The organism is Streptomyces sp. AK010, assembly GCF_014207295.1.
In the GTDB taxonomy this organism is placed as follows: domain Bacteria; phylum Actinomycetota; class Actinomycetes; order Streptomycetales; family Streptomycetaceae; genus Streptomyces; species Streptomyces massasporeus.
In genome coordinates this window covers 35,437-52,509 of record NZ_JACHCX010000019.1, presented here as the reverse complement: position 1 = coordinate 52,509, position 17,073 = coordinate 35,437, and the positions used below count along the sequence as shown (strand labels likewise).

Here is a 17,073-nt window from a genome sequence, read left to right as displayed (position 1 = left end):
CCCGGGTACGGGAAGGACAAGCCCGGGTACGGGGAAGACAAGCCCGGGTACGGGAAGGACAAGCCCGGGTACGGGGAAGACAAGCCCGGGTACGGGGAAGACGAGCCCGGGTACGGGGACACGCCGTCAACGCCGCCTCCCACCACCCCACCGGCGACTCAGCCGCCGACGTCGTGGCCCTCGACTCCCCCGCACACCAAGCCTCCGACGGATCGGCCCTCCCTCCCCGACACCGGGGGTGGGGAGGTGATCGCGGCCTCGGGTGCGGCCGCGATCCTGGTGGCGGGTGGCGTCATCCTCTACCGGCGAGGACGGGTCTCGTCCCGTCGGTAGTGATTACTCCTTACCGGGTGCCGGACGCTTGCCGTCCGGCACCCGAGGCGGTTCCTGGTACGTCGCCGACCAGGTGCTGGTGGTGGCACTGACTCGAGGCGGATAGGACGTGCCCTTCATTCGGGTGACCTTCCGTGTGGGGCGTCGCAATTTTCTGCGTGCACGGTTTCCGCCCGCTCGAGGGCTCGTTGTAAGTGGCGAAGCAGTTCCCACTGGTGGCTCCGAGCCGAAGGCATTCTGACTGCCGACGCGGAGTTGAGAGGAAACCCCGGGCCGATCACGTCGCGTACGTGCGGGCCCGTCGGGTGTGGGTCACGTGAACCGCCCCTGGCAGGGCGAGGAAGAGGCAGGCATTGCGAACCGGCAAACCACTTCAGCCGCAACCAGCGCGCCCCGCGGCGCCCGCGAAGGCCGTCCCCGTGTCAACCGGCTCCGCTCGCCCTGCACCGTCGCCCGCCCACGCCGCCAGGACCACGGTTCGACGCCGGGTGCTGTGGGGGCTGTGCGCATCGGCGTTCTCGGCGGCTCTCGCACCGGTACTGGTGGCCTCGGGGACGACCCCGACGGAGTCGGGAGCGGACAGAAAGGGGCCGGGGCCGGCCGACGGCGAGAAGCGCTTCGACGAGACGTACCGAGGGCACCGCATCGCAGGCGTCAGACATGACGCCGGGCGGCCCGGGGAGAGGGCACCGAGCGAGTGGCACGTCACCGTGGACGGACGGCCGTTGCATTTGATGCGTCGGGCCGACGGCAGCTGGATGAGCATGGTAGACCACTACCAATCGTACGCGACCCCGCGCGCGGCCGCGCGCGCTGCCGTCGACGAACTCGGCCCCGACACAAGGCTGGTCACACCGGGTGAGCGGAACAGCCGTATGGAGGAGAGCCATACGGTGAATGGGGACAAGCACGCCGAGGGGGAGCATCGCCGTGGTGTACACGCGTAGGGACGTCAGCACACTCACCCGGTCCGAACGGCGCCGGCTCGTCAACGCGCTGCTGGAGCTCAAGCGGCGCGGTGAGTACGACGATTTCGTGCGTATGCACATCGAGTACTTCACCCCCGACGGTGAGGCCGGTCTGCGCGCCGCCCACATGGCGCCGTCCTTCCTGCCCTGGCACCGCAAATTCCTGCTGGATCTGGAGAGCGCGCTGCGGCGCGTGGACGAGTCGGTGACTCTGCCGTACTGGGACTGGACGCGCAACCGAACGCGGACGGCCGTACCGTGGACCGATGACCTGCTCGGCGGCACCGGGCGGCGTTCCGACCGGCAGGTGATGTCCGGCCCCTTCGCCCACCGCAACGGCAAGTGGACGATCAAGGTGGGGGTCACCGACACGGAGTTCCTCACGCGTGAGCTGGGCCGTCCCCGGGATCCGATCGCGCTGCCGACGGCCAAGGAAGTGGAGGGGGCCCTCAAGGACCCCGTCTACGACACGACACCGTGGAACTCCGGGTCGGCCAAAGGGTTCCGCAACAAGATCGAAGGGTGGGGGCCCGGGCGGGGCTCCGCTTCGTGGCGCACCCACAACCGGGTCCATCGCTGGGTCGGCGGGCACATGATGGGGGGCGCATCTGTCAACGACCCCGTGTTCTGGATGCATCATGCCTTTGTGGACCTTCTCTGGCTCCGCTGGCAGCGGCGGCACCGGGGCGCCCGCTATCTCCCCGCGAAACCGCTGGCCCGGGGCGACGCTCAGCGCGGCCGAGTCGTCGCGCGGCATCAGAAGATGCCGCCGTGGGACGTCACACCGGCTCAGCTGGAGGACCAGAGCCGGATCTACCGGTACGGGTAGTCCGAACGAGCCCTCTACGGGTGTGGCTGCGTACGCGCGGCACGGACGGGCACGCCGAGGACTGTGGGCACGTATCGCCGGGACCTGCGGGTCGCAGCCGCCGCCTACATAGCGCCGTGACCGACGGGCAGGGGGGAACTTCATCCCGAAGCAACTTGGATGGGGTCGCTGCCTTGGGCTGGTGTGCCTCTCACCTGCGCTGATGGTTCGCCCTCGTCCGCCGCTGTTCGTCGGCGTTGTCACGCAGTTGGACACTCAACGCTGCTGTGCAGCTTGCTTCGCTGCCGTTGTTCAAACGTGGGTCGCGCGCCGCAGTCGGCATTCGTAGGCCGCGATCGACGGGCTTCGGGGACGCCGGTGGCAGTTCCGACCAACCGCTCGTTTTCACGGTCTACCGGGAAAGGACCGTTGCCTCCCAACCGAGGGCGCTGTCCGTTCTGACCGTCCCAGACTGCCCCCCAGTAGAAGATCCACCCGAAAGCAGAAGATCCACCCGAACGGCAAGGCCTCCACGCGCAGGTTCTGAAGGTCGTACGTGACGTGGCACCGCAGGTCGTCGATCTTTGCAAGCACCAGTCGGTGTGCGTCCTCCGCGGTCAGCATTACCGAATGATGACATGGCGCCATCACGTGCTGTCTTGCCTACACCCGCTTAAGACGCTGCTGCTACAAGCGACTCGTCCGCCTGACCGCATCGGGACACGGCCACCCGGAAAAACCCCGGTAACAGCCGGACAGCCCCGGAGCCCCCCCTTGATCATCAAGGGGGTGTCCGGGGCTTCGTCGTGTCGGCTGGCATGCGCCCTGACCAGCACAAAGCCCTCCCCAAAGGGAGGGCGGAGACTTGCGCCCCCGGCAGGACTCGAACCTGCGGCCAAGCGCTTAGAAGGCGCCTGGCGAGGGCACGTCTGTTGTGCCTCTGACCTGCTCTTACGTGATGCCCTGACCGGCCGTCAGTGAATCTTCCGGTGTTTTCGGGAAGGGGCCCGCTGGAACCTTCTTGAGGGGGTGCATGGCTGCCGACCTGCACAGATTCGTTCTGCCGCTGTAGTCGTGAGGGTCTGGTAGCACCGCTGTTGACCGTGGTTGTCCCCCCTTACGGGCACGCTATGGGCACGACGCCGTGGCTCGGCGGAATATCGCGTGAGCGCGATGGCCGAAGTGTCGGGCTCGGCCCGCTCTGCTGCCCGGCCCACCAGCCGTGTTTGCACCGTTTCCGGGCCGAAGCCTCCCGCGGGTGAAGACAGCAGCGGCTGGGACGGCACGGTCACGGACTCCAGCGCCCCAGCTTGCCGTCCCTGTCGGTGCCGGCGTTGCCGTCCTCCCGCTCGGTATCGGGAATGGCGGCTCAGGGCCGTCGCGGTGGAGGGGCGGCCTGAAATCCCCGGCGGTTGTGGCGTACCGCACAGGGGCGCACGGAACTCGCTCCTGGCGTGACCCGACTCCTCTATACGGTACGGCCGTAGGGGATCCCGCCGTGATCCCCGTTTCCGAGCCGTCCGACCAAGGTCAGGAGGCCGGTGATGGAAGAACCCCAGCAGTCCTCCACTGAAGCGGGTTTCGCGCTGCGGAGACTGGTGCCGCCGCCCGCCCTCTGCGGTTTCCTTCTGCTGCTCGCCCTCGTCTTCGCGGGGTCGTACGCCGCCGGAGCCGCCGTCGGCCCCGTCGCGCCCGACATGCAGCGCTCCGGAACGGGCGGCGACGGCAGTAGCGGCACGGAGGGTGGCATGGACATGAAGCACGGGAGCGGCGGCTGATGACCACGGAACCGGCCACCTCTGTGGTGACCACCGACCTGACCGTCGGCGGGATGACCTGTGCGGCCTGCGTGCGGCGGGTGGAGAAGAAGCTCGCGAAGCTGGAGGGCGTGACCGCGACGGTCAATCTGGCCACCGGGGGCGCCAGGGTGAGCCATCCGCCGCACGTCAGCCCCGACGAACTCATGGCGACGGTTGAGCAGGCCGGATACACGGCCGCGCTGCCCGAGCCTCCGAAGCAGCAGCGCGAGGAGGGCCAGGGCGGGGAGTCCGATGGCACCCGGCAGGAGCTCGAACGGCTGGCGATCACGGCGCTGCTCGCGGTGCCGGTGGTCGTGCTGTCCATGGTGCCCGACTTGCAGTTCCGCTCCTGGCAGTGGCTGTGTTTCGTGCTGGCCGCGCCGGTCGCGGTGTGGAGTGCGTGGCCGTTCCACGTGCGGGCGCTGCGCGGGCTGCGGCACTCGACGGCGACCATGGACACCCTGGTCTCGCTGGGCGTGGCGGCGTCCTTCGCCTGGTCGGTGTATGCGCTCTTCTTCGGCGGTGCGGGCGTGCTGGGCATGACGATGCCGTTCAGCCTGCTGCCCGAAGCCTCGGGCGGCACAGCGCACGTCTACCTCGAAGTGGCCGTCGTCGTACCGCTGTTCGTGCTCACCGGGCGGTTCCTGGAAGCGCGGGCCAGAAACGGCACCGGGGCGGCCCTGCGGTCGCTGGCCCAACTCGCCGCGAAGGAAGTGGTGGTACGCCAGGACGGGGCCGAGCGGCTGATCCCTGTCGAGGAGTTGAGGGCCGGGCAGGTCTTCGTCGTCCGCCCCGGCGAGCGCGTCGCCACCGACGGCGAGGTGGCGGAGGGCAGTTCCGCCGTGGACCTGTCCCTGGTCACGGGGGAGAGCGAGCCGGTCGAGGTCGGACCGGGTTCGACCGTGGTCGGCGGGGCGGTCAACGCAGGCGGACTGCTGCTCGTACGGGCTGCCGCGGTGGGTGCGGACACACAGCTTGCCCGCATCACCCGGCTGGTGACCGAGGCGCAGGCTGGCAAGGCGCGGGCGCAGCGGCTGGCGGACGCGGTGGCCGGGGTGTTCGTGCCGGTGGTGCTGGCGCTCGCCGTGACCGTGCTCGGGTTCTGGCTGGGCGCCGGGGCCGACCCGCAGGCCGCGGTCACCGTGTGCGTGGCCGTCCTGGTGGTGGCGTGCCCGTGTGCTCTGGGGCTGGCCACGCCGACCGCGCTGATGGCCGCCACCGGGCGCGGCGCGCAGCTCGGTGTCCTGGTCCGGGGCCCGCAGGCCCTGGAGGGGTTGCAGCACATCGACACGGTCGTGCTCGACAAGACCGGCACCCTTACATCCGGCCACATGACCGTCGCCCGGGTCACGGCCGTGCCGGACGGTCTCGGGCGCGAGGCGGTGCTGCGGCTGGCCGGTGCGGTGGAGCAGGGCTCGGAGCACCCACTGGGCCGGGCGATCGTCACGTACGCCATGGGGGTGTCCCCGCGCGACCGTACGCGAGCGTCGGGTGATGCCGTGACCGGGCAGGGCACGTTGCCGGAGGTGAGCGGCTTCGCCGCGATCGCCGGGCGCGGCGTGCGCGGCCGCGTCGAGGGGCGGCTGGTCGAAGTTCTCGCGCCGGACGAGGAGTTGCCCGCCGCCCTCACCGAAGCACTGCGGGCGGCGGAGTCCGGCGTCAACACCCCGGTCCTGGTCCGTGTCGACGGGGCCGCCGAGGCGCTGATCGAGGTCGGAGACGTCGTACGTCCCGGCAGTTACCAGGCCGTGGACCGGCTGCGGCGCCTCGGTGTGCGCCCGGTGCTCGCCACCGGCGACCGGGAAGCACCGGCGCAGGCGGTCGCCGCCGCGCTCGGCATCGAAGAGGTGTACTCCCGCTGCGCGCCCGAGGACAAGGCCGACCTCGTACGGGAGTTGAGGGAGCGAGGCCACCGGGTCGCGGTCGTCGGCGACGGGGTCAACGACGCCGCCGCGCTGGCCGGAGCCGACCTCGGCATCGCCATGGGAGGTGGCACGGACGTGGCGATCGGCGCCGCCGACGTGACACTCGTACGCGGTGACATCGAGGCCCTGGGCGACGCGGTCCGGCTCGCCCGGCGCACCCTGGGCACGATCCGCGTCAACCTCCTGTGGGCGTTCGGCTACAACGTGGTGACCGTGCCGCTCGCCATGGTCGGACTGCTCAACCCGATGCTCGCTGCGGCGGCGATGTCGGTGAGTTCCCTGCTGGTGGTCGGCAACAGTCTGCGCCTGCGGGCCTGGCAGCCGTCGCGGGGCCGGGGAGGTACTCGATGACCGGACAGCGCCCGTGGCGTCCGACCCGCCGGCGAGTCACCGACAGCCTGATCGCCGCGCTCGCGCCCGTCGCCGCGTGCAGCGTCGCCCTCGGGGGCCTGACCACCTGGATCGCCCAGGGCAACGCGGGCAGCCCCGCACGGATCACGGTCACCGGCGGGCGTGTCTTCCTCTCGTTCAGCAGCACCCGGGAGACCTCCGCGTTCTTCCGCATCACCAACTCCGGCGGCGCGGACGACCGGCTGCTGAAGGTCACGTCCTCCGCCACCGGCGGCGACGCCACGCTCAGCCGCCACCGCATGGCCGGCGCCCGGGCGGCGTACGGACAGACGGTGGACTCCGCGGCCGTCCCGGCCGGCGAAAGCCTCGCCATGTCTCCGTTCGGCACTGACGTGACCGTGAGGGCGAAGGAGACGTGGCGCGAGGGCGACCTCGTGCCGTTCACGCTGCACTTCGCACGCAGCGGTCGGATCAGCACCCTTGCGGTGGTGGTCCGCCCGGGGATGGGCGGGGCGTGACCGGCGGCCTGCCCGGTGGACTCGCCGCGGATACCGGCAGTGTTCGGGGTGCTGTGCGTGCTGCCCGCACAGGTCGTGGCTGCGCCGGCAGGCCATGAGGCACGCTTCGACCTACGCGGCGAGCAGTGTCGGCCCGTGGCTGCTGCCGCGGCCCGGGACGGGGTGGGTCGCGGCTGTGATGTCTGTGATGTCGGGGCAGTCCAGATCGACGTCATTTTCAGCGAGCATGCCGACCGTGTAAAAGGTGACGGCGTCCTCGCAGAAAGAGCGAAGGGGCGGGGCGGTGCGCTGCCGACACGGTGGCTCCGGCGGGAAGACGCGTGACCGAGTGGACGGCGAGGGCCGGGAGAAACCCGCATTCACATGTCGGCCGAAGCGTGCGCCGAGTTCCGGCCCGTTGGCGTGTTCTCCATCACCGGTCCGGGATTGAGTGGAGGACGGGGGCCTGTTCCGTACCCCTCCACGGCGACGGAATCCCGGATGCGAGGATGAGGGCCGTCATGACAGCTGGGCAGTGTGCGCGCACGATACGGGCCGCGGTGTTCGCGGCCGTCTGCGTGCTGCTCGCCGCTCTCGGCCACGTCCTGATGTCCGGCGCCACCGTCTCATGGTGGGCACTGGCGGCCGGACTTGCCGTCACCGGCGGTGCGGGCTGGTGCCTCGCGGGCCGTGAGCGCGGACCTGCGCTGGTCGTGTCCCTGGTCGTGGTCACCCAGGGCGTGCTCCACTCGGTCTTCGAACGAGCGCAGTCGACGGCCACGAGCCCAGCCGGACCGGACACCACGCCGCCCGGCTCCGGGGGCCAGGGACACGCCATGGACTCCATGGGCCACGACATGAGCGCCATGCCCATGGACTCCATGGACATGGGCCACATGGCCGCGGACCACGCGGCGCACATGGGGCACATGGGCTCCGTGGGCCACGACATGGGCGGGATGTCGTCGTTCGGCATGCTGGCCGCCCACACACTCGCCGCGCTGCTCTGCGGCCTGTGGCTGGCCCATGGGGAGCGTGCCGCGTTCCGTGTCCTGCGGGCCGTCGCCGGCTGGCTGGCCGCACCCCTGCAGCTGCTGATCGCTGTTGTCGCGCCGCCACGCCGACTGCGCGTCCGGCTTCACTGCGCCCGCTCGGAACGGGTGCTGCGGTGCCTTCTTCTCGTTCATTCGATCACTCCTCGGGGGCCTCCGGCCGGGACCGCTGTCGTCTGAGACAGCCGGTTCCCCGGGGCCGCAGCCTGGTGTCGTGTCATCGACGCCCGCGCCTCGGGCAACGGTCGTACGCGTCGTGCGGCCGTCTCCTCTTCACTCCCGGACCCATCCGCAAGCGGTGTCACGCGGCCGTCGTGCCTCAGCACGGTCGTGCGTGCCGCCGTGCCGGATGCCGGATGACCCGAGAAGGACATCAGGTGATCACTCCTGTTCTGCCCGCCTCCCGCGACAAACGCAGAGAGGTGAACAAAGACGGTGCAGTGGCATCGTTCGACGAGTCGACGACCGCCTGGGCGCTCGCCGGCCGCGCCGGAGACCCGGCCGCCGTCGACCGTTTCGTACGGGCCCTGCGCCCCGACGTCGTCCGTTATGTCGCGCATCTGTCCTCCGATCCCCAGGCCGCCGATGACCTGGCCCAGGACACGTTCCTGCGGGCACTCGGCAGCCTGCACCGGTTCGAGGGGCGCTCCTCGGCGCGGGCGTGGCTGCTGTCCATCGCACGCCGCGCGGTGATCGACAGCTATCGGTACGCCGCCGCCCGGCCACGCCTGTGCGTCACGGACGACTGGAGAGTGACAGTCGAAAGCGCCCAGCCGACCGGTCTGCCCGGCTTCGAAGACGGCGTCGCGCTGCTCGACCTGCTGGACGCGCTGCCCGACGAGCGCCGTGAGGCGTTCGTTCTCACCCAATTGATGGGGCTGCCCTACGCGGAGGCGGCCGAGGCCAGTGGCTGCCCCGTCGGAACGGTCCGCTCGCGCGTGGCCCGTGCCCGGGTGACGCTCATCGAGCTGCTGGCCGAGGCCGAGGCGGCGGCTGAGCCGACCCCGCTGGCCGCGTGAGCGAAGGGCGCCGGCGCCGTCCGTCCGAAGCGCGGGCCGGCGCCCTTCCTCTCGCCGAACAGTTCCGAGCACCCCCATGGATGACAGTCGCGCACAGGAAGATGCGCGTACGAGCGAGGTCGCAATGAACAGTCCGGACCATACGAGCGGGCAGCAGCCCCACCTGGTGCTCATCCTGCTCTTCGACGGGGTCCAGAGCCTCGGCTTCTCAGGGCCCGCCGATGTCTTCGCCGCGGCGGGCGAGTTGAGCTCAGGAGCCTGCCGGTACGAGGTGAGGACAGCCTCCCTGGACGGCGGTTCCGTCCGCGCGTCCGGCGGACTCACCGTCCGACCGGACCACGGCACGACGGACGTGGCCGTGCCCGGCACGCTGATCGTGCCGGGCACGGACGGCATCCCCGCCCTCGATCGGGCGATCGTCGACGCGGTGGGTTCCCTGGCCCGGCGGGCCAGGCGCGTCGCCTCGGTGGGCACCGGCGCCTTCCTCCTCGCCGATGCCGGGCTTCTCGACGGCCGCAGGGCGGCCACACACTGGGAGTTCGCGGACGAACTCGCCCACCGGTACCCGGACGTCGAGGCCGACGCACGGGACACGGTGGTACGGGACGGCCGCGTCACGACCGCCGGGGGCGCCGCCTCCGGCCTCGACCTGGCCCTCGCCCTCGTGGAGGACGACCTGGGCGGCGAGGCAGCCCAGCAGGTCGCCCGGTCTCTCGTCACGTACCGACGCAGGCCGGGCGGTCAGCTCCAGTTCGCCGAGCCGCTCGGCCCCGAGGCGCGTAGCCCTGTGCTGCGCGCGGTGCAGCGGCGGATCCTCGCCGAGCCGGGCAGCGACCTGTCGATCCGCTCCCTGTCCCGTCAGGCAGGCATCTCCGAGCGCCACTTCACCCGCCTGTTCCGCGCCCAGGTCGGCATGTCGGCGCGGGAGTACATCGAGCGGGCCCGGGTGGTGGCCGCCTCCCGCCTGCTCACGGAGACGCTCCGCAGTCCCGAGGTCATCGCGCGCGAGACGGGGTTCGGTACGCAGGCCACGATGCTCAGGTCGTTCCGGCGGGTGCTGCGGATCTCGCCCCTCGACTACCGGGAACGCTTCTCCTGACACGGACGTACAGCCAATCCCGGCACGCGGGCGCCGGCACAGCCGGGTCATCTCGCGCCGGTGGTCACGGGTACCCGGACTCCGACCCTTCCGCTGTACCGGAACCACAGGTTGTAGAGCACTTCCCGGCCCGGCTTCAGCGCGGGCGGATCCATGATCAGGACGCCCAGGCCATCCGGGGCCATGCGCACGGTGCCGCCCGCCGGAACGTCGACGGACCACACCTGTTCCGTGAGCCCCTCCTGCTCCCGGCCTCCGGAGCGGCGGATGGCGCTGACTCCCAGCTCCGGCGAGTCCGCGTACAGGAGCGTGTCCCGCGCGACACCGGTGTTGCGGATCTCGAAGTAGGCGGCGGTGGAGCTCGCGCCCCTGGGTGGAGCGATGATCCGGGCGTCCACGACCGTGATCCGGGGCGGAGGACCGCCGGCCAGGCCGGTCATGGTGTAGGCGGCCAGCAGGATCAGAGCCGCGCAGCACGCGCCGAAGGGTACCGCGGCGGACCGCAGCGCGCTCGTGAACAGGCTTCTCGGCGTCGAATGCGTCCAACGTGCCGGACGCATCGGGCTCTTCAGGTTCCTCCGCTTCACACCTCAGTAGTCGCGGTGCTCCCTCCCGGGGTTCCGGCAGGGAATGGACCGGTACCCCAAGCGGCGGGAACCCACGCGGAGTTCGCCCCGACTTCTGGAACGGGTGGCAGAGGTCCGCCCGTGCCCGAGTGGATCCTGGAGACTTTCGATGCGTTCTCGCGTGTGGTGGGGTAAGACGGCCGTGCTGCTCGGCGGCCTGCTGGCGGCGGGCTGCGGCGGCGGGGACGGCGGCGAGGCGAGCCCCGCTGCCGGAAAGGCCGTCTCCGACCGCTACCCGGTGACCGTCACCGACTGCATGGGAGCCAGGACCACGTTCACTGAGGCTCCGCGGAAGATCGTCACCAGCAATGCCTCCAGCCTGGAGTTGCTGCTCCGGCTGGGAGCCGGGGACAAGGTGATCGGCACCGGCTTCCCGCCCGGCAAGGGCACGCTGCCCGGCGAGCTGGACGCTCCGGCGCAGAAGGTGAAGGTGCTCGGCCAGACCTTGATCCCCAAGGAGAAACTGCTCGGTTCCGGCACCGACCTGTACATCGACACCTTCGCCAACATGAACATGGGCGGCGGGATGGGCGACGCGCCGACCGAGGAGGAGTTCGAGGCCGCCGGGATCAAGCACATCTATCTGAAGTCCACCGCCTGCGCGGCGCAGAGCAAGAGCCCCGTCACCGACCTGACGGCCGTCGAGGAAGACATCACCTCCCTCGGTGCCGTCACCGGCACTTCGGCGAAGGCGAAAGAACTCGTCACGAGCATGAAGGAGAAGACGGACGCCGTGCGGAAGGCCGTCGGCGGCACGGCCGAGGGTGAGCGGCCGACGTACTTCTTCTTCGACTACGACGCCGGCACCAAGCAGCCCATGGCCGTCTGCAACCGGCAGATCGCCAACGCGGTGATCACCCAGGCCGGGGCCCGCAACGTCTTCGCCGACTGCGACGGCGACTTCAAACCGGTCGGCTGGGAGGAAGTGATCGCCGAGAACCCGGACTGGATCCAGCTGGGCGTGCGCAACCGGGGCAGCGAGGCCGCGAACAAGAAGGCGTTCGACGAGGCCCAGAAGTGGCTGGAGACGAACTCCGCCACCAAGGGGCTGAAGGCGGTCGAGGAGGGGCACTTCCTGCGGATCGGCTCCGAGCAGACCACCATCGCAGGGGTCCAGAACGCCGACACGGTCGAGGAGATCGCCAAGGCTCTGTACCCCGGCAAGGTCGACTGACCGTGATCGACGCCCTGCTGAGCAGAAAGAGCACGGACCGAAACGGCACGGATCGAAAGGGCACGGACCGAAGGCGCGCGGACGCCCGCAGACAGGCGCGTTCGGTGCCCGCCGGCCCCTTGGCCGCGGCCCTCGCCGTGGCGCTGCTCGCCGCTCTCACGGCGGCGGTCTCCTGGGGCTCGACGTCCATTGCGCCGGGTGAGGTGTGGGGCGTGGTGGGGCGGCGGCTCTCCGGAGAGGCGCCCCGGCCGGGTACGGACGACCTCATCGTGTGGCAACTGCGCGTGCCCCGAGCCCTGCTCGCCGCCCTCGTCGGTGCCGGGCTCGGTCTCGTCGGTACGGCCATGCAGGCTCTCGTACGCAACCCGCTGGCCGACCCCTACTTCCTGGGCATCTCCAACGGCGCCTCCCTCGGGGCGGTCGCCGCGATCGTGCTCGGCGTCGGGACGGGCGGTGCGCTGGGCCTCGGCCTGTCGGGCGCGGCGTTCGCCGGGGCGCTGGCGACGTTCGTGCTGGTGTGGACGGTGGCCCGGCGCCGCGGGGGATTCGCCCCACTGCGGCTGGTGCTGGCCGGGGTGGCGATCGGCCAGTTCCTGTCCGGCTTCACCAGTTATCTCGTTCTCCAGGCCGGGGACGAGCAGCAGACGCACAGCGTGCTGTTCTGGCTCATGGGCAGCCTGAGCGGCGCGAGTTGGCCGCTGCTCGCGGTACCCGCCGTCGCCGTACCCGCCACCCTGGTGTGGCTCCAGGCGCGCGCCCGGGCGCTCAACGCCCTGCTCATGGGCGACGAGACGGCGGCCGGGCTCGGCGTCGACGCCACCCGGCTGCGCCGTGAGCTGTTCACCGTGACCAGCCTGCTGACCGGCGTCCTGGTCGCGGTGTCGGGAGCCATCGCGTTCGTCGCGCTGATGGTCCCGCACGCCTGCCGCCTGGTCGTCGGCGGCGACCACCGGCGACTGCTGCCAGTCTCGGCGCTGTTCGGGGCGCTGCTGCTGGTGGTGGTCGACATCGTGTGCCGTACCGCCATGGACACGCAGGAACTGCCGGTCGGGGTCGTCACCTCGCTGATCGGCGCGCCGGCGCTGCTGTACCTGCTGGACCGGCGCCTGGGAAGTGGCAGTTGAGAAGCCGGGGGCGTGACAGTTGAGGACCTGGGGGAGCGGAAGTTGAGGATCGACGTCGAGGACCTGCACATCGCCTACGACGGCCGTACGGTCGTGGCCGGCGCGCACCTCATCGCCGCCGAAGGCGAGATCACCGGCCTGGTCGGACCGAACGGCAGCGGCAAGTCCTCGCTCCTGCGGACCGTCTACCGCCACCTGAAACCTGCCGGCGGGCGCGTCCTGCTCGACGGCACCGACCTGCGAGAGCTGAGCTCCGTCCAGGCGGCCCGGCGGGTGGCCGCGCTCCCGCAGGAGCGAGGCGGCGACTTCGAGCTGACCGTGCGCGAGGTCGTCGCCATGGGACGCACCCCGTACAAGCGGGCCTTCGCTGGGGAGGACGCCACCGACCGGGACGTCGTCTCGAAGGCGCTCGCAGACGTCGGCATGGCCGACCACACCGGGCGTCGCTTCACGGAGCTGTCCGGCGGCGAACGCCAACGCGTCCTGCTGGCCCGTGCCTTCGCCCAGCAGACGGACGTCCTGGTCCTGGACGAGCCCACCAACCACCTGGACATCCGCCACCAGGTGGAACTGCTCGCCCTGCTGCGCGACCAGCGCCGTACGACGCTGGTGTCGCTGCACGACCTCAACGCTGCCGCGTCCGTGTGCGACCGGCTGCACGTCCTGCACGAGGGAAGCGTGGTCGCGTCCGGCCCGCCCCGCGAGGTGCTCGTCCCCGCCATGCTGGCCGAGGTGTTCGGCGTACACGCGGCCGTAGTGGAACATCCGCTGACCGGCGACCCCCTGATCGCCTTCGACCACCGGGCCTCGGCGGACGGACCAGCACTCCCGAGAAGCGGCCCCACCGTTGCACAAGTCGGCTCGTGAGGCAGCTGAGTTCCCGGGATCCGGCGTGAGATGCCCATCCGGGCCGTCCGGACTGGCGGAACCCTTTCTCTCCCCGCTTTTCGGCCAGATCCGGGAACTGACCCGAATGCTCCCCCGACCCCTGGGACGAGGCTGCTGTCCGGCAGCCCACCCGCGAGGGAAGGGGCGGAGAGTGACGGACCACGCTTCCGGTTCGGAGCGGCCCGGTCACATACCCGCGGTCGAGGACCGCTGGCTCCTGGTGGCCGTGGCGGGCCTGCTGTCGTTCGTGGCGATGCTCGACATGAACATCGTCAACGTGGCGCTCGCCGACATCTCCGAGGGGCTGCACGTCTCGGCCGCGACCGCCCAGTGGGCGGTGCTGGGCTACCAACTTCCGGTCGTCGCCTTGCTGTTACCCGTCGGCCGGTGGCTGGACGGTATGGGCCTACGTCCCGCGCTGCTGGCCGCGACCGGCGGCTTCACGCTGTGCAGTGCCCTGGCCGCCGCCTCACCGTGGGCGGCCTGGCTGATCGCCGCCCGGATCGGGCAGGGCGCGTGCGGGGCGGTGCTGTTCGTGCTGATGCCGGTGCTGGCGATGCGCGCCGTACGGCCGCAGGCGCGCGGCCGGGCGATGAGCGTGCCCGCGACGCTCGGCCCGCTGGGCGCGGTGACCGGTCCGGCGGTGGGCGGGCTGCTCCTTGACCAGCTGGGCTGGCGCTCGGTCTTCCTGGTCAAGATCCCGTTCTGTCTGCTGGCGCTGGCCGTGGCCTGGAAGGCGGCGCCTCGTGACGGCCGCCTGCGCCCGCCCGACCGGCGGTCCTTGGCCGACATGGCGCTGGTCGCCACCGGCGTGACGGTTCTGCTGTTGTCTCTGACCCTGGCCTCCGACGCCTCCGCGTGGCTGTTGCTCGCGCTCGCCGCCGTACCGCCGCTGTGGTGGTGGCTGCGCGGACCGGGCGGTCGTCCGGTGGTCGGCATGCTGTGGGAGGCGCGGCTGCTGCGGGCGCACGGTGCGGTGCTGGCGCTGGCGGCCGGGTTCGCCGCCATGCACTACGTCGTCGCCCTGCACCTTCAGCGCGACGACGGCGTCAGCGCCACCACGACCGGGCTGACCGTGCTCGCCTTCCCGCTCGGCATGGCGCTGGCCGGACCACTCGGCGGACGACTGGCCGACCGGTACCGCCCGCAGCCGGTCGCGGTGGCAGGCGCCATGCTCACCTCCGTCGGGCTGCTCTTGCTGATCCCCCTCGGCGACGCCTGGTCGCCGCCCGACGTGGCCTGGCGCCTCGCACTGGCCGGGATCGGCATGGGCCTGGGCGGCGGCCCGACCCAGGCCCTGGTCATGGGCGCCGCCCCACCGGAACGGGCCGCCACCGTCGGCTCGTCCGTACAACTCGCCCGCAGCCTCGGCTTCACGCTCGGCCCGGCCCTGGCCACCGCCACGTGGGCGTCGGCCGGGACGGACGGCGGCGTACGGGCCTCCCTGGCGCTCGCCGCGGTGGCCGCCTGTCTTGCCGTGCCCCTGCTGGCCCTGCCCGGCCGACGGCCCACCCCCACCCCCGAGAAGACCACCGACGCGGCGACTGCAGCCCCTCACTGACCCAGGAGCCATCCCCATGTGCGGAATCACCGGCTGGGCGTCCTTTCACAACGACGCCCGCACCCAGGCCCCGATCATCGAAGCCATGACCGCCACCCTCGCCCCACGCGGCCCCGACGCCGGAGGCGTCTGGCTGGGCGAGCACGCCGCGATCGGCCACCGCCGCCTGGCCGTCATCGACATCGAGGGCGGCGTCCAGCCGATGGCCGACCGGCCCGACCGGCCGACCCTCGTGCTCAGCTACAGCGGCGAGATCTACAACCACCACGAACTGCGGGCCGAGCTGCGCGCCCGCGGGCATGCCTTCCATACGCGCAGCGACACCGAGGTGGTGCTGCGCGCCTGCGCCGAGTGGGGCGAGGACGTCGCCGACCACCTGGAGGGCATGTTCGCCTTCGCCGTCTGGGACGAACGAGCCCGGCGGCTGCTGCTGGTCCGCGACCGGCTCGGCGTCAAACCGCTGTTCTGGGCGGTCATCGACGGCGGCCTGGCCTTCGCCTCCGAACCCAAGGCCCTGTTCGTCCACCCGGAGATACGGCCCCGGATGGACGCGGACGGGCTGCGGGAGGCGTACAGCCTGCTGTTCAACACCGGACCGACCGTGTGGTCCGGGGTGCGGGAGGTCGAGCCCGGCGGGGTACTCGTCCTCGACCGGTCCGGCATCCGCGAGCGCCGCTACTGGCAGCTGGAGGCCGGTGCCCACGCCGATGACCAGGACGCGACCGTCGAGCGCGTCCGCAGCCTGGTCACTGCGGCCGCCCGCAGCCAGCTGGAGGCCGACGTGCCGCTGTGCAGCCTGCTGTCCGGCGGCATCGACTCCACCGTCCTGACCGCCCTGCTCGCCGTCGAACTCCGCCTGCGCCAGGGCCCGGACGCCCGCATCCGCTCCTACGCCGTGGACTACAGCGACCAGGCCGAGCAGTTCGCCGGCGACGTGCTGCGCACCGGCCACGACACCCCGTACGCCACCGAGGCCGGTGCCTTCATCGGCACCGACCACAGCACGGTCGTCCTCGACCCACTCGTTCTGCTCGACCCCGAGCACCGCAAGGCGGTGGTCGTGGCGCGAGACTCGCCGATCGGCGTCGGCGACATGGACACCTCCCTCTACCTCCTGTTCGGGGAGATACGCCGGCACTCCGTCGTCGCGCTGTCCGGCGAGGCGGCCGACGAGGTGTTCGGCGGCTACCCCTGGTTCCACAGCCCCAAGGCGCTGGCCGCGGCCACCTTTCCCTGGCTGCTGGTCACCGGTGACGAGGCCGCCATGCCGCTCAACCCCGAACTCGACCTGCGCATCGCCGAGTTCCGCGACGACACCTACCACAGCGCCCTGGCCGCCGTACCCCACCTCGACGGTGAAACCCCCATCGAGCACCGGCAGCGCGAGATGCAGCACCTGTCCCTGACCCGCTGGTTGCGCCAACTCCTGCACCGTAAGGACCGGTTGAGCATGGCCCAGGGCCTGGAGGTCCGCGTGCCGTACTGCGACCACCGCCTCGTCGAATACGCCTTCAACGCGCCCTGGGCGCTGAAGAGCTTCGACGGCCGGGAGAAGAGCCTGCTGCGCGCCACGGGTGCCGGGCTCGCCCCGGACTCGGTGCTGCACCGGCCCAAGAACCACTACCCGGCCACCCACCACCCCGACTACAACCGCGGCCTGCAGGACATGGCCCGTGACGCGCTGGCCGACGACCGGGTCCGTTCCCTCGCGGACGAGTCCCGCCTCAAGCCCTGCCTCGACACCCCGCCCGACCGGCTGGAGTGGGGCCACCGCCTGCGGCTGGAACGCGTCGTGGACCTCGCCCTGTGGCTGGACCACTACCAGCCCGAACTCGCCCTGTAGAGGAGT

14 protein-coding genes and 1 tRNA gene are annotated in these 17,073 nt (G+C 71.3%); 13 read left to right on the top strand and 2 right to left on the bottom strand.

Features of this window, described 5'->3' with window-relative positions; translation table 11 throughout:
* Positions 1 to 752 precede the first annotated feature (752 nt).
* Together HDC93_RS29800 and HDC93_RS29795 are read left to right on the top strand one after the other, a co-directional pair.
* Positions 753 to 1,280, top strand: a complete 528-nt coding sequence (locus tag HDC93_RS29800; RefSeq protein WP_311774654.1) for a tyrosinase family oxidase copper chaperone — start codon at positions 753 to 755, stop codon at positions 1,278 to 1,280.
* Positions 1,264 to 2,130: a tyrosinase family protein gene (locus tag HDC93_RS29795; RefSeq protein ID WP_185013943.1), complete on the top strand. Its 867-nt coding sequence runs from the start codon at positions 1,264 to 1,266 to the stop codon at positions 2,128 to 2,130. Before HDC93_RS29800 ends, HDC93_RS29795 begins: the two co-directional genes overlap by 17 nt.
* A gap of 847 nt (positions 2,131 to 2,977) precedes the next feature.
* Here the strand turns inward: HDC93_RS29795 and HDC93_RS29790 are convergent.
* Positions 2,978 to 3,058, bottom strand: a tRNA-Arg gene (locus HDC93_RS29790).
* Positions 3,059 to 3,653: 595 nt separating this feature from the next.
* Between HDC93_RS29790 and HDC93_RS29785 the strand changes: the two genes are divergently transcribed.
* From HDC93_RS29785 to HDC93_RS29760, 6 genes are all read left to right on the top strand, one after another.
* Positions 3,654 to 3,887, top strand: a complete 234-nt coding sequence (locus HDC93_RS29785; protein ID WP_185013942.1) for a hypothetical protein — start codon at positions 3,654 to 3,656, stop codon at positions 3,885 to 3,887.
* Complete coding sequence (locus tag HDC93_RS29780; RefSeq protein WP_185013941.1) at positions 3,887 to 6,184, top strand: cation-translocating P-type ATPase; 2,298 nt, start codon at positions 3,887 to 3,889, stop codon at positions 6,182 to 6,184. The genes HDC93_RS29785 and HDC93_RS29780 overlap by 1 nt, the downstream gene beginning before the upstream one ends.
* Positions 6,181 to 6,702, top strand: coding sequence for a copper chaperone PCu(A)C (locus HDC93_RS29775; protein WP_185013940.1), 522 nt, complete (start codon positions 6,181 to 6,183; stop codon positions 6,700 to 6,702). The genes HDC93_RS29780 and HDC93_RS29775 overlap by 4 nt, the downstream gene beginning before the upstream one ends.
* Positions 6,703 to 7,202: 500 nt before the next feature.
* Complete coding sequence (locus tag HDC93_RS29770) at positions 7,203 to 7,913, top strand: hypothetical protein (protein ID WP_185013939.1); 711 nt, start codon at positions 7,203 to 7,205, stop codon at positions 7,911 to 7,913.
* Between the two features lie 197 nt (positions 7,914 to 8,110).
* Complete coding sequence (locus HDC93_RS29765; RefSeq protein WP_311774653.1) at positions 8,111 to 8,752, top strand: sigma-70 family RNA polymerase sigma factor; 642 nt, start codon at positions 8,111 to 8,113, stop codon at positions 8,750 to 8,752.
* Between the two features lie 124 nt (positions 8,753 to 8,876).
* Positions 8,877 to 9,851 carry a GlxA family transcriptional regulator gene (locus HDC93_RS29760; RefSeq protein WP_185013937.1) on the top strand — a complete coding sequence of 325 codons (975 nt, stop codon included), beginning with the start codon at positions 8,877 to 8,879 and terminating at the stop codon, positions 9,849 to 9,851.
* 47 nt (positions 9,852 to 9,898) lie between these two features.
* Here the strand turns inward: HDC93_RS29760 and HDC93_RS29755 are convergent, their stop codons facing one another.
* Complete coding sequence (locus HDC93_RS29755; RefSeq protein ID WP_185013936.1) at positions 9,899 to 10,411, bottom strand: copper chaperone PCu(A)C; 513 nt, start codon at positions 10,409 to 10,411, stop codon at positions 9,899 to 9,901.
* A 175-nt stretch (positions 10,412 to 10,586) separates the two neighbouring features.
* Here HDC93_RS29755 and HDC93_RS29750 point away from each other — a divergent pair, with 175 nt between their 5' ends.
* The 5 genes from HDC93_RS29750 (at position 10,587) to asnB (ending at position 17,067) form a co-directional block, all read left to right on the top strand.
* A complete protein-coding gene (locus HDC93_RS29750) occupies positions 10,587 to 11,651 on the top strand; it encodes an ABC transporter substrate-binding protein (RefSeq protein ID WP_185013935.1) in 1,065 nt (354 codons plus the stop codon).
* A gap of 104 nt (positions 11,652 to 11,755) precedes the next feature.
* Complete coding sequence (locus tag HDC93_RS29745; RefSeq protein ID WP_185013934.1) at positions 11,756 to 12,775, top strand: iron ABC transporter permease; 1,020 nt, start codon at positions 11,756 to 11,758, stop codon at positions 12,773 to 12,775.
* Positions 12,776 to 12,817: 42 nt separating this feature from the next.
* On the top strand, positions 12,818 to 13,642 hold the full coding sequence (locus tag HDC93_RS29740; RefSeq protein WP_185014035.1) for an ABC transporter ATP-binding protein: 825 nt from the start codon (positions 12,818 to 12,820) through the stop codon (positions 13,640 to 13,642).
* A 172-nt stretch (positions 13,643 to 13,814) separates the two neighbouring features.
* Complete coding sequence (locus HDC93_RS29735) at positions 13,815 to 15,224, top strand: MFS transporter (protein WP_311774652.1); 1,410 nt, start codon at positions 13,815 to 13,817, stop codon at positions 15,222 to 15,224.
* 16 nt (positions 15,225 to 15,240) lie between these two features.
* Positions 15,241 to 17,067 (top strand): asparagine synthase (glutamine-hydrolyzing), encoded by a 1,827-nt coding sequence (asnB, locus tag HDC93_RS29730; RefSeq protein WP_185013932.1) that lies wholly within the window; start codon positions 15,241 to 15,243, stop codon positions 17,065 to 17,067.
* Positions 17,068 to 17,073 lie beyond the last annotated feature (6 nt).